The sequence below is a fragment of the Streptomyces zhihengii genome, from assembly GCF_016919245.1.
In the GTDB taxonomy this organism is placed as follows: domain Bacteria; phylum Actinomycetota; class Actinomycetes; order Streptomycetales; family Streptomycetaceae; genus Streptomyces; species Streptomyces zhihengii.
Window position 1 is genome coordinate 2,355,133 of record NZ_JAFEJA010000001.1, and the last position, 12,506, is coordinate 2,367,638.

Annotated in this window: 11 protein-coding genes; 3 read left to right on the forward strand and 8 right to left on the reverse strand. The window is 75.0% G+C overall.

Annotated features, from left to right (window positions below):
* Nucleotides 1–145: 145 nt before the first annotated feature.
* The gene (locus JE024_RS09585; RefSeq protein ID WP_205376469.1) at nucleotides 146–1,282 is read right to left on the reverse strand and encodes an AI-2E family transporter; all 1,137 of its coding nucleotides are present in this window, start codon (nucleotides 1,280–1,282) and stop codon (nucleotides 146–148) included.
* A 385-nt stretch (nucleotides 1,283–1,667) separates the two neighbouring features.
* Nucleotides 1,668–1,862, reverse strand: coding sequence for a DUF3046 domain-containing protein (locus tag JE024_RS09590; RefSeq protein WP_205373180.1), 195 nt, complete (start codon nucleotides 1,860–1,862; stop codon nucleotides 1,668–1,670).
* An 80-nt stretch (nucleotides 1,863–1,942) separates the two neighbouring features.
* Here JE024_RS09590 and JE024_RS09595 point away from each other — a divergent pair, with 80 nt between their 5' ends.
* Nucleotides 1,943–2,878: a hypothetical protein gene (locus JE024_RS09595; RefSeq protein WP_205373181.1), complete on the forward strand. Its 936-nt coding sequence runs from the start codon at nucleotides 1,943–1,945 to the stop codon at nucleotides 2,876–2,878.
* 25 nt (nucleotides 2,879–2,903) lie between these two features.
* Here JE024_RS09595 and JE024_RS09600 read toward each other — a convergent pair whose 3' ends face one another.
* From JE024_RS09600 to JE024_RS09610, 3 genes are read right to left on the reverse strand one after another with little or no spacing between them, the layout of a single operon-like run.
* Nucleotides 2,904–3,212, reverse strand: a complete 309-nt coding sequence (locus tag JE024_RS09600) for an AzlD domain-containing protein (RefSeq protein WP_205373182.1) — start codon at nucleotides 3,210–3,212, stop codon at nucleotides 2,904–2,906.
* A complete protein-coding gene (locus tag JE024_RS09605) occupies nucleotides 3,209–4,117 on the reverse strand; it encodes an AzlC family ABC transporter permease (RefSeq protein ID WP_372449787.1) in 909 nt (302 codons plus the stop codon). The genes JE024_RS09600 and JE024_RS09605 overlap by 4 nt, the downstream gene beginning before the upstream one ends.
* A 28-nt stretch (nucleotides 4,118–4,145) precedes the next feature.
* Complete coding sequence (locus tag JE024_RS09610) at nucleotides 4,146–5,000, reverse strand: AraC family transcriptional regulator (protein ID WP_205373183.1); 855 nt, start codon at nucleotides 4,998–5,000, stop codon at nucleotides 4,146–4,148.
* Between the two features lie 91 nt (nucleotides 5,001–5,091).
* On the opposite strand from JE024_RS09610, the gene JE024_RS09615 reads away from it, so the two are divergent.
* Together JE024_RS09615 and JE024_RS09620 are read left to right on the forward strand one after the other, a co-directional pair.
* Nucleotides 5,092–9,717 (forward strand): ATP-dependent helicase, encoded by a 4,626-nt coding sequence (locus JE024_RS09615; protein WP_205373184.1) that lies wholly within the window; start codon nucleotides 5,092–5,094, stop codon nucleotides 9,715–9,717.
* A gap of 33 nt (nucleotides 9,718–9,750) precedes the next feature.
* Nucleotides 9,751–10,551, forward strand: a complete 801-nt coding sequence (locus JE024_RS09620) for an Fpg/Nei family DNA glycosylase (protein WP_205373185.1) — start codon at nucleotides 9,751–9,753, stop codon at nucleotides 10,549–10,551.
* A gap of 430 nt (nucleotides 10,552–10,981) precedes the next feature.
* Here the strand turns inward: JE024_RS09620 and JE024_RS09625 are convergent, their stop codons facing one another.
* The 3 genes from JE024_RS09625 to JE024_RS09635 form a co-directional block, all read right to left on the reverse strand.
* Nucleotides 10,982–11,242: a hypothetical protein gene (locus tag JE024_RS09625; RefSeq protein ID WP_244882729.1), complete on the reverse strand. Its 261-nt coding sequence runs from the start codon at nucleotides 11,240–11,242 to the stop codon at nucleotides 10,982–10,984.
* A gap of 155 nt (nucleotides 11,243–11,397) precedes the next feature.
* The gene (locus tag JE024_RS09630; protein WP_205373186.1) at nucleotides 11,398–11,868 is read right to left on the reverse strand and encodes a Dps family protein; all 471 of its coding nucleotides are present in this window, start codon (nucleotides 11,866–11,868) and stop codon (nucleotides 11,398–11,400) included.
* 168 nt (nucleotides 11,869–12,036) lie between these two features.
* Nucleotides 12,037–12,420 carry a helix-turn-helix domain-containing protein gene (locus JE024_RS09635; RefSeq protein WP_205373187.1) on the reverse strand — a complete coding sequence of 128 codons (384 nt, stop codon included), beginning with the start codon at nucleotides 12,418–12,420 and terminating at the stop codon, nucleotides 12,037–12,039.
* Nucleotides 12,421–12,506: the final 86 nt, after the last annotated feature.

Consider the following 12,506-nt stretch of genomic DNA (forward strand, 5'->3'; position numbering starts at 1 on the left):
TGCCACTGACAACGGGCCCCGACGTCCCTCCGGCCTGTGGACAACTCATGGCCGCTCCGGGGATCCGGACGGCGCCGCGGGGCCGGAATCCCATAAGAATGGATGTTCGATTTTCGTGTCAAGCGCACCACGCGGGGACCGGCGCTCAGGCCTCGCCGCCCCCCGCCCGGCCGCCGCGACGGGCCGCCAGCACCCGCCGCATCCGCGCCACTGCCCGGCCGCCGTGCCTGCTGTGCCCGTGCACCCGCGGGTCGTCCGTCACGTCGTACCGCCGCACGTACGCCCCCAGGAAGGCCTGCAGCGTCGCCACCGCGGGGATCGCGATCAGCGCGCCGACGGCACCGAGCAGGGCCGTTCCCGCGACCACGGAACCGAAGGCGACGGCGGGGTGGATGTCGACGGTCCGGGAGGTCAGCTTGGGCTGGAGCATGTAGTTCTCGAACTGCTGGTAGATCACGACGAACCCGAGGACCCACAGGGCGTACCAGGGGTTCACGGTGAAGGCGATCAGCATCGGCAGCGCGCCGGCGAGGTAGGTGCCGATCGTCGGGATGAACTGCGACACCAGCCCCACCCAGACGGCGAGCGCCGGGGCGTAGGGCACCCCGAGGACCTCCAGCAGGACGAAATGGGCGACACCGGAGATCAGGGCCATCAGTCCGCGCGAGTACAGGTAGCCGCCGGTCTTGTCGACGGCGATCTCCCAGGCGCGCAGCACCTCGGCCTGCCGGGCCGGCGGCAGCACGGAGCACAGGGTCCGGCGCAGCCGGGGCCCGTCGGCCGCGAAGTAGAACGAGAACAGGAAGATCGTCAGCAGCTTGAAGAGGCCGCCGAGCACCTGGGCGGAGATGTCCAGCACGCCCGAGGCGCTGTTCTGCACGTACCTGCGCAGCCAGTCGGAGCGCAGCAGGCTGTCCTGGACCTCGACGCGCGAGAGTTCGGTGTGGAAGGTGCTGTTGACCCAGCGGATCACCGAGTCCAGGTAGGCGGGGAAGTCCTCGACCATCTCCACGATCTGGCCGGCCAGCATCGAGCCCAGCAGCACCACGAAGCCGACGCCCGCCACCAGCACCGCGAAGAAGACCAGGAAGGTGGCGAGCCCCCTGCGCATGCCGCGGGCGGCCATCCGGCCGACCGCGGGCTCCACGGCGAGGGCGAGGAAGAACGCGATCAGGATGTTGATCAGCAGTCCGATGAGCTGATGGAACGCCCAGCTGCCGAGCTGGAAGCAGGCGTACAGGGCCAGCGCGAGCAGCATGGCGCGCGGCAGCCAGCGCGGCATTCCGCCCAGGCCGCCGGCGGCGCCGGGCGCGGGCTCCCGCGGCGGGGCGGCGGCCGCCGCCCCGGCAGGGTCCTCGGGCCGCGCGCGGGTGGCCCCCAGCGAGACGCTTCCGGTGTTCACCGCCCCGCCGCGGACGTCCGTCTCCGGCGAGGGCTCGCCGCCCGCGCCCCGCACGGGAGCGCCGCCGGCATCGCGGAAGTCGCCCGGGTCCCGCGCACCGCCCGGGTCGCGGGAGCCGAGCGGGCCGCCCGGGTCGCGGGAGCCGCCCCGGTCGCGGGAATCGCGGGAAGGGGTGCCGTCGGGATCCTGGGAGGGTGTGCTGTCGGTCCGGTCCACCGGCCAAGTGTGGCCTACCCCGGTGGCCGGAGTCCGTCCGGCGGGTGACTCAGCGCTTGTCGGCGGGAACGTCCACGGCGGCGCAGACGGCCCGCCACACGTCCTTGGTCTCCCAGCCCGCGTCCAGCGCCTGGTGGACGGTACGGCCGCCCAGTTCCGTCATCACGTGATCGCGCGCGAAGGAGTCCGCGTAGGCGGGACCGAAGTGATCGGCCATCCGTTCCCAGAAAATCGTCAACCGCATGACGCCAGTATCCCGCCCCCGAGGGTGCTGACCCGTTCGGCGGACTTGCCGAAAGCCCTTTCCGCCCTACGGTTCGCTCCATGGCTGGAACCGGAGTATCCACCGAGGCGCCGACCGCGTCCTCCCTCGCCCGCGCCGAGCACTTCGTCTGGCTGACCGCCCGCGTCCTCGAACAGCGGCGGTTCGCCTACCACTTCCTGGGCGGCGGGGCCGATCCCGTCGAGACCGCCCTCTTCGCCTACCTCAACGACGACGGCGGCTACGGCCACGCCCTCGAACCCGATCTCCGCGGCCCCGTCAGCCAGCCCCTGCACACCGCGCACGCGCTGCGGGTCCTGGACTCGATCGGGCGCTGCGGCGGTCTGCGGGTGGAACGGATGTGCCGCTACCTGACGGAGGTGTCCACGGCCGACGGCGCGCTGCCCGCGATCCACCCGTCGCAGCGGGGCTACCCCCACGCGCCGTTCCTGCCCGTGGTGGACGCCCCCCGCAGCGAGCTGCTGGCGACCGGCCCGGTCGTCGGGCTGCTGCACCGCAACCAGGTGTGGCACGCGTGGCTCTTCCGGGCCACCGACTTCTGCTGGGCCGCGATCGACGCGCTGGAGACCTCGCACCCGCACGAGGCCGAGGCGGCGGTCGCGTTCCTCGACAGCGTGCCCGACCGGTCGCGCGCCGAGGCGGCGGCGGACCGGCTCGGCCGGCTGGTCAGGGACCGGCGGCTGGTCGCCCTGGACCCGGCGCGCACCGCCGAGCTGCCCCTCGCGCCCGGCTACGCGCCGGGCGAGCACCACTTCCCGCACCACTACGCCCCGACACCGGGCTCGCTCGCCCGCCGCTGGTTCACCGACGACGAGATGGCCGTCTCGCTCGACCATCTCGCCGGGCAGCAGCAGGCGGACGGCGGCTGGCCGCTGTCCTGGCGGGAGTGGGCCCCGGGCACCGCACTGGAGTCCCGGCCGCTGGTGACGATCGAGGCGCTGCGCACCCTCCAGGCGTACGGCCGTCCCCTGGGCTGAGGGCCCCAGCCCGGCCGGGCGGCGGTCAGCCGCCCAGCGCCCGCACGCCCGCGGTCACCGCCACGGCCGCGCCGACGACGACCAGGAACGGGGCCCGCAGCACCAGCGCGAGGGCGGCGGCCGCGAGCCCGGCCGCCCGCGCGTCGAGGACGAGGGTCTGGCCGGTGCTGAAGGTCTGCTGCGCGGTGAGGGCGGCCAGCAGGGCGACGGGGAGCAGCGCGGCGAGCCGCTGCACCAGCGGCCGCTCCAGGGCGTGCGCCGGCACCAGCAGACCGGCGTACTTCACCAGGTAGCAGCCGACGGCGGTGGCGGCGATCGCGATCCAGACGTTCAACGGTCCTGTCCCTTCGTGCGGTGCGCCCCGGGCCCGGTCGCATCGTCCGTGCCACTGCCGGCGTCCGTCGCGGGGTGCGTGCCGGCGCCGGTCGCGCCGGGTGTGCCGCCCCCGGTGCCCGTCGCACCGGTCGTACCGGCCCCCGGGCCGGCCGGCGACCCGCCGCCCCCGCCCGGCGACCGGCCCTTGAACCACAGCACGGCGGGCGCGGCGAGCGCCGCCACCAGCACCGGCACGCCGGCCGGCAGCACCGGCAGCAGGCCGAGGCCGAGCAGCACCGCGAGGCCGGCGGCCGCCCGCTCGGTCGCGGTCCGCAGCATCGGCGCGAGCAGGGCGAGGAAGACGGCGGGCCCGGCCGCGTCCAGCCCCCAGGCGTCGGTGTCGCCGAGCGCCTCCGCGCCCAGGGCGCCGAGCAGCGTGGTCAGGTTCCACAGCACGTACAGGGTGAGCCCGGTGACGGTGAAGCCGATCCGGATCTGGCGGCGGGTGGGCTGGGCGAGCGCGACGGCGGTCGTCTCGTCGATCACCCAGTGCGCGGCGAGGGGCCGCAGCCAGCGGGGCAGGGCGAGCAGCTGCGACAGACGCAGTCCGTAGAAGGCGTTGCGTACGCCGAGGAAGAACGCCCCGGCGGCCGCGGCCATGGGGTTCCCGCCCGCCGCGATGGCCCCGACCAGGGCGAACTGCGAGGCGCCGGTGAAAACGAGCAGGCTGAGCACGCAGGTCTGGAGGAGCGTGAGGCCGGCGCCCGCGGAGGTGACGCCGAAGGCGAAGCCGGAGAGGCCGACGGCGACGCCGACCCCGAGGGCATCGCGCACCACGGCCGCGTCCGGCTTGCCGGGCCCGGGGCCGGGCGTCCGCGACGCCACGCCGGCGGGTATCTCTGGAGGAGCTGTCTGTTCTGCCACGTCGGCGACCTTAGAGGCGCCGCTGACCTCAGGTCTTGTACGTTCTTGCGCGCTCGCGGCGGTACGCCCCCGGCGGCACGCCGACGATCCGGGTGAAGTGACGGTTCAGATGCGGCTGGTCGGTGAAGCCCACCGCGACCGCCGCGTCGGCGGGTGCCGCCCCGCCGTCCAGCAGCCGCCGGGCCCGGCGCACCCGGGCGTCGGTGAGCCAGGTGTGCGGCGGCAGTCCGTAGGCGGCCTTGAAGGCGCGCAGCAGGGCGAACGGGCTGGTGCCCAGGTCCTGCGCGAGCTCCTCCAGCGAGGGCGGATCGGCCATCCGGTCCTCCAGGACCTGCCGTGCGCGCCCGGCCGTGGCGGCCCCCGGCACCGGCGCGGTGCGGCCGGGCAGCGAGGCGCCGTGCCGGCGCAGCAGCCGGGCCACCGTGATCCGCAGCACGCTGTCGGCGGCCAGGGCGTTGCCCTCCTCCGCGGCACGGTGCACCTCGTGCACCAGACGGGCGGTGTCGGCGTCCTCGACGATGGTCTCGGCGAAGCCCGCCGTGCCGCGCAGCGTGGTCGTCTCGGCGGCGATGGACGCGACCAGCTCCGAGGACGGGTACAGGGTCGAGTAGACCCAGCCCTCGGGGACGCCGGCCTTCGCCGAGTGCGGCACCTCCGGGTTGATCATGACGACGGTGCCCGGCCGGGCGCGGATGGTGCCGTGCGGCATGACCACGTCCTCGATGCCCTGGCGGACGGCGCCGAGGACGAAGCCCTCGTGGGTGTGCCGGGTGAAGGAGTGCCGGACGTAGCGTGCGCGCAGCAGGTCCAGGCCGGGCACGCCCGGGTACTGCCAGTGCCGTGCCCACTCGTCCTTCCGGTCCGGTGCCGCGTCGGTGTCCATACCGCCATTCTGCGCCCGCCCGCGGAACGGCCGAGCGGTTCGTCCACGTCCTGGACGGGCGTTGTCGGTGGCCGGGTGCACGATGGGGGGCATGGCCAGGACTGCGCTCGACTCCTTCTCCCCCGCGACCCGGGGCTGGTTCACGGGGGCCTTCGACGCGCCCACGGCCGCGCAGGAGGGCGCCTGGGCGGCCATCGGCGAGGGCGCGGACGTCCTGGTGGTCGCGCCGACCGGGTCCGGCAAGACGCTGGCCGCGTTCCTGGCCGCCCTCGACCGGCTCACCTCCGCTCCCCCGCCCGCCGACCCGAAGCAGCGCTGCCGCGTGCTGTACGTCTCCCCACTGAAGGCGCTCGCGGTCGACGTGGAGCGCAATCTGCGCAGCCCGCTGACGGGCATCCGGCAGGAGTCCGTCCGGCTGGGCCTGCCGGAGCCCGAGGTGCGGGTCGGCATCCGCTCCGGCGACACCCCGCCCGCGGAGCGGCGCGCCCTGGTCACCCGGCCGCCGGACATCCTGATCACCACGCCCGAGTCGCTCTTCCTGATGCTGACGTCGGCGGCCCGGGACGCCCTGTCCGGCGTCGAGACGGTCATCCTCGACGAGGTGCACGCCGTGGCGGGGACGAAGCGGGGCGCCCATCTCGCCCTCTCCCTGGAGCGCCTCGACGAGCTGCTGCCGCGTCCGGCCCGCAGGATCGGCCTGTCCGCCACCGTGCGCCCGGTCGACGAGGTGGCCCGCTTCCTGTCGCCGCAGCGCCGGGTGGAGATCGTCCAGCCGCCGTCGGGCAAGGAGTTCGACCTGTCGGTGGTGGTCCCGGTCGAGGACCTGGGCGAGCTGGGCGGCTCCCCCGCGTCGGAGGCCTCCGGCGCGGCGGCCGAGCGCCCGTCGATCTGGCCGCACGTGGAGGAGCGCATCGCCGATCTCGTCCAGGCGCACCGCTCCACGATCGTGTTCGCCAACTCCCGCCGTCTCGCGGAGCGCCTGTGCAACCGGCTCAACGAGATCGCCTACGAGCGGGCCACCGGCGCCCCCATGCCGGAGGACGCCCCGCCGGCCGAGATCATGGCCCAGTCGGGGGCCGCCAAGGGCGCCCCTTCGCTGCTGGCCCGGGCCCACCACGGCTCGGTCTCCAAGGAGCAGCGCGCGCTCGTCGAGGAGGACCTGAAGGCGGGCCGGCTGCCGGCCGTCGTGGCCACCTCCAGTCTGGAGCTGGGCATCGACATGGGCGCGGTGGACCTCGTCGTGCAGGTCGAGTCGCCTCCCTCGGTCGCCTCCGGCCTCCAGCGGGTGGGCCGTGCCGGGCACCAGGTGGGCGCGGTGTCCACCGGGGTGGTGTTCCCCAAGTACCGCGGCGATCTGGTCCAGGCGGCCGTGGTGACGGAGCGGATGCGGACGGGCTCCATCGAGTCGCTGCGCGTCCCGGCCAACCCGCTGGACGTCCTCGCGCAGCAGTTGGTGGCCATGGTCTCGCTGGACACCTGGCAGTTCGACGACCTGCTGGCCCTGGTGCGCCGGGCCGCCCCGTTCGCCTCGCTGCCCGAGTCGGCGTTCACCGCGGTGCTCGACATGCTGGCGGGCCGCTATCCGTCGGACGCCTTCGCCGAGCTGCGCCCCCGTGTGGTGTGGGACCGCGTCGCGGGCACGGTCACGGGCCGGCCCGGGGCGCAGCGGCTCGCCGTGACCTCCGGCGGCACCATCCCCGACCGGGGCCTGTTCGGCGTCTTCCTCGCGGGCGCCGACCCGAAGAAGGGCGGCGGCCGGGTCGGCGAGCTGGACGAGGAGATGGTCTACGAGTCCCGGGTGGGCGACGTCTTCACCCTGGGCACGACCTCCTGGCGCATCGAGGACATCACCCGCGACCGGGTCCTGGTCTCCCCGGCCCCCGGGGTGCCGGGGCGGCTGCCCTTCTGGAAGGGCGACCAGCTCGGCCGGCCGCTGGAGCTGGGCCGCGCGGTCGGCGCGTTCCTCCGCGAGGTCGGCGGCCTGTCCGAGGAGGACGCCCGGCTGCGCCTGCTCGCGGCCGGCCTCGACGCCTGGGCCGCCGACAACGTCCTCGCCTACCTCGGCGAACAGCGCGACGCCTGCGGCCACGTGCCCGACGACCGCACCATCCTGGTCGAGCGGTTCCGTGACGAGCTGGGCGACTGGCGGGTGGTGATCCACTCGCCCTTCGGCGCCCAGGTGCACGCGCCGTGGGCCCTGGCGCTGGGCGCCCGCCTCGCCGAGCGGTACGGCATGGACGCCCAGGTGATGCACGCCGACGACGGCATCGTGCTGCGGCTGCCCGACGCCGATCTGATGAGCCTCGACCTGCTCGACCAGGACCCGGTCGCCGACGGCTCCCCGCACGCCGGCGACCAGCCGCCGGTCTCCGCCGGCGACTCGGTCTTCGACAAGGGCGAGATCGCCCAGATCGTCACCGACCAGGTCGGCGGCTCCGCGCTGTTCGCGTCGAGGTTCCGCGAGTGCGCCGCCCGCGCCCTGCTGCTGCCGCGCCGCAACCCGGGCAAGCGCACACCGCTGTGGCAGCAGCGTCAGCGCGCCTCCCAACTGCTCCAGGTGGCGAGCGAGTTCGGCTCGTTCCCCATCGTCCTGGAGGCCGTCCGCGAATGCCTCCAGGACGTCTTCGACGTCCCCGGCCTCACCGAGCTGATGGGCGACATCGAGGCCCGCCGCGTCCGCCTGGTCGAGATCACCACCGCCGAGCCGTCTCCCTTCGCCCGCTCGCTGCTCTTCGGCTACGTGGCCCAGTTCCTCTACGAAGGGGACTCGCCGCTCGCGGAGCGCAGGGCCGCGGCCCTGTCCCTGGATTCCCGTCTGCTCGCCGAGCTGCTCGGCCAGGCCGAGCTCCGCGAGCTCCTCGATGCGGACGTCCTCACCGAGCTGGAGCGCGAGCTGCAGTGGCTCACCGACGACCGGCGGGTGAAGGACGCCGAGGGCGTGGCGGACCTGCTGCGCGTCCTCGGCCCGCTCACCGGCGCCGAGATCGCGGAGCGCGGCGGCGAGGAGTCCTGGGCCGAGGAGCTGGCCGGGGCGCGCCGCGCGATCCGGGTCCGGATCGGGGGCACCGACCACTGGGCGGCGATCGAGGACGCGGGCCGGCTGCGCGACGCCCTCGGCACGGCGCTCCCGGTCGGTGTGCCCGAGGCCTTCACCGAGCCGGTCAAGGACCCGCTGGGCGATCTGCTGGCCCGCTTCGCCCGCACCCACGGCCCGTTCACCTCCTCGCGGGCGGCGGCCCGTTTCGGGCTCGGCCCGGCGGTCACCGAGGGCGCGCTCCAGCGGCTCGCCGCCTCGGGGCGGGTCGTCCAGGGCGAGTTCCACCCCTCGGGCATCGGACAGGAGTGGTGCGACGCCACCGTCCTGCGCAGGCTGCGCCGCCGCTCCCTGGCGGCCCTGCGCCACGAGCTGGAGCCGGTGGCGCCCGCCGCGCTCGCCTCGTTCCTGCCCCAGTGGCAGCACATGGGTGCCAACCGCCTGCGCGGGATCGACGGACTGGCCCGCGCGATCGAGCAGCTCCAGGGCGCGGCCGTGCCCGCCTCGGCCCTGGAGAAGCTGGTGCTCCCGTCCCGGGTCTCCCACTACGGCCCCACCCTGCTCGACGAACTGACCACCACCGGTGAGGTCCTGTGGGCGGGCGCCGGCGCGCTGCCCGGCAAGGACGGCTGGGTCTCCCTGTACCTCGCGGACGCCGCCCCCCTGTTGCTGCCCGCCCCGCACCCGCTGGAGCTGACGGCCCTGCACGAGTCGGTCCTGACCACCCTCTCGGGCGGCTACGGCCTCTTCTTCCGGCAGATCGCCGACCAGGTCCGCGCCACGACCCACCCGGACGCCCCGGACCCCCAACTCGCCGACGCCCTGTGGGACCTGGCCTGGTCGGGCCGGCTCACCAACGACACCCTGGCGCCGCTGCGGGCACTGCTCGGTTCGGGCCGCACGGCCGGCTCGACGGCCCACCGCGCCCGGCGCACCGTCCCCCGCGGCCGGTACGGCGCCCTCTCCTCCGCCGCCCGCACCGCCTCCCGGTCGGGGCCGCCCACGGTCAGCGGGCGCTGGTCGCTGCTGCCGGCCCCGGAGCCCGAGCCCACCCACCGCGCGCACGCCCTGGCCCGCACCCTGCTGGACCGGCACGGGGTCGTCACCCGGGGCGCCGTGGCGGCCGAGGGGGTGGAGGGCGGTTTCTCTGCCACCTACCGCGTCCTGTCGGTGTTCGAGGACAGCGGCCAGGCGCGCCGCGGCTATGTCGTCGAGGGTCTCGGCGCCGCCCAGTTCGCGATGGACGGCGCCGTGGACCGGCTGCGCGCCGCGGCCACCGCCCGGGACCGGGAGGAGGGCCACGGCGCCCCCCGCGCCGTCGTCCTGGCGGCCGCCGATCCGGCCAACGCCTACGGCGCCGCCCTGCCGTGGCCGGAACCTCCGGAGGGGGCCGGGCACAAGCCCGGCCGCAAGGCGGGATCGCTGGTGGTGCTGGTCGACGGCGAACTGACGCTGTACATGGAGCGCGGCGGCAAGTCCCTGCTCGCCTGGGCCGCCGACCCGGACGCCCCCGCCCTCCACGCGGCCGCCGAGGCCCTGGCCGGCGCGGCGAAGGACGGTGCCCTCGGCACCGTGACGGTGGAGCGGACGAACGGCACACCGGCGCTGACGTCACCGCTCGGGCGCGCCCTGGAGGGCGCGGGATTCCACGCCACACCCCGGGGGCTGCGGCTGCGGCCCTGAGAGGCGGCGCCCCTGAGGGCGCATCATGGGGTCATGCCCGAAGGAGACACCGTCTGGTCCGCCGCCCACCGGCTGCACACCGCCCTGGCCGGCCAGGTGCTGACCGTGTCCGACCTGCGGGTGCCGCGCCTCGCGACGGTGGATCTCACCGGGCGGGAGGTCCTGGACGTCACCCCGCGCGGCAAGCACCTGCTGACCCGCTTCGAGGGTGGCCTCACCCTCCACTCCCATCTGCGGATGGACGGCTCCTGGCGGGTGTTCCGCGCGGGCGAACGCTTCCGGGGCGGCCCCGACTTCGAGATCCGGGCGATCCTCGGCACGCAGGCGCACACGGCCGTCGGCTACCGGCTGCCCGTGCTGGAACTGCTGCGCACCGCGGAGGAGGAGCGGGTGGTGGGCCATCTGGGGCCCGACCTGCTCGGCCCCGACTGGGATCCGGACGCCGCCGTGTCCAACCTGCTGTCCGACCCCGGCCGCGCGCTCGGCGAGGCCCTGCTCGACCAGCGCAACCTCGCGGGCATCGGCAACGTCTACAAGTGCGAACTGGCCTTCCTGGCCAAGGTGTCGCCGTGGCTGCCGGTCGGCGAACTCGGTGAGGGCGTCCCGGCCCGGCTGGTGGCCACCGCGCACCGCCTCCTCGACCTCAACAAGGCCCGCCCGGACCGCACCACGACCACGGGCCGCCGCCCGGGTGAGCGCCTGTACGTGTACGGCCGCCGGGGGCGCCCCTGCTTCCGCTGCGGCACCCCGGTGAGCAAGGCCGACCAGGGCGACGGCACATCGGAGCGCCCGACCTACTGGTGCCGCGGCTGCCAGCCCGGCCCGACACCCTGACCCCGGGCCCGCCCACAGCTCCGGCCACCACCGGCACCCAGCTCCCGGCCCCGTAGCTCCAGCGCCGCCCGGCGCCCTGCTCCCGGGCCCGCCCACAGTTCCGGCCAGGCCCGGCACCCTGCTCCCGAGCCCCGTAGCTCCAGCCCGACCCGGCACCCCGCCCCCGAGCCCCGTAGCTCCAGCCCGACCCGGCACCCCGCCCCCGAGCCCTGTAGCTCCGGCCCGGCTCGGGCACCCCGACCCCCGGCCCCGGGCGGCCCCGCCCGTGAACGCCCGCAGGGCCCGTCGCCCGGATCCCGGTGGCAGCGTGTGTGCCCCGATCCGCACGAAAGGCCCTGCGTCCTCGATCCGTCCCGGCCGCCGGAGTCCACGGCCCGTCCCGGCCGCCGGAGTCCTCGACCCCGCGCGGCCCCGCCGGTGTCCGGGCCCTTCAGCCCGGCGTACCGGCGCCGGATATGCCGTCCCCGCTGCCGTGCCGCGGTCCCCGGTCTCCGAGGCGCCGGGGAGCCCTGGACGCGGCCACGTGCACCGGCAGCAGGCTCAGCCCCCAGCCGCCCGCGGCGACGGCTCCCTCCAGCACTCCGGCCTGCTCCGGCACGAAGGCCAGCCGCAGCACCGCCCACCACCACAGCCCGCCCGCCACCAGTCCGATCAGGACGACGGGCACGAGGGCCGCCCCGCGTATCGCCATGGCCGCCTCCTCCGCTCCGTCCTCGACGCTAGTGCGCGGGCGCCGCGCGCCGCGAGGGCGCACGGTTGGCGGAACCGGCGCGCGTGCGCCGGTATCCGCCCGTCAGCCGCTGCCCGGCAGCGCCGGGCCGCGGTACCGGCGGCCACCGGCGCCCGTCAGGCCGTCTCCGCCTGGAACATCCACGCGTGCTTCTCAAGGTCGGCGGTGAGGCCGATGAGGATGTCCTGGCTGACCGGGTCCGGCTTCTCCGTCGCCTCGATGCGCTCGCGCATCCGGGCGATGACGGCGCCGAGCGCGTCCACCAGGCACTGCACCGCATCGGTGTCCTTGATCCAGCCCTCGGGCACGGACCCGATGGCGCTCTGCGCGGCGACCGTGGCCGCGCGGCCGTCCGGGTTCACGCCGATCGCCGAGGCGCGCTCGGCGACGGTGTCGGAGTGCTGGCGCGCGGTGTCCACCACCTCGTCGAGCTGCAGGTGGACGGAGCGGAAGCGCGGGCCGACCACGTTCCAGTGGACCTGCTTGGCGACCAGGGAGAGATCGACGAGGTCGACGAGCGCGCCCCGCAGGGCGTCACCGACGGTCTTCAGATCCGCATCGGACAGAGGGCTCTTGACGACAGACATACGTGTCCTCCACTCGGTTGCACGACTACGCTCCACAATCGCACAACTACTCAAAGGGGTCATTCCGGGATCTGTCGCACATAACGCACGAAGGTCCCGACGGTACTCGCGTACCTGTCGGGACCTTCGTCCAAACCCGCCAATTCTGTGTCGGGCGGTGCCTACGGATCAGGCGGCGACGACGTCGACCGCTTCCGTGGGCGCCTTGATCGTCACACGCTCGGTCGGCACACCTGCCACCGACGTCACGGAGACGGAGCCCAGCATCGGGCGTACCGGTGCCGGCACCGGTTCGGTGGCGGCCGCCGACGCGGCCAGCTCGGCCAGGGACAGTTCGTCGCTCACCTCACGCATGAGCTCGGACATCCGTACGTCCAGCGCGTCGCAGATCGCGGAGAGCAGCTCGGAGGAAGCCTCCTTCTGCCCCCGCTCCACCTCGGAGAGATAGCCGAGTGAGACTCGGGCGGACGAGGAGACTTCGCGCAGAGTACGGCCCTGGCGCTGGCGCTGCCGACGCAGCACGTCACCCAGCAGGCGACGGAGCAGAATCATCGGTGGCTCCCTCCTCGGACCGCGTAGCCGCATCCTTCACGCCCCACCGTACCGCCTCGCGCCGCGGCCGTGCGGGGAGCGATGTC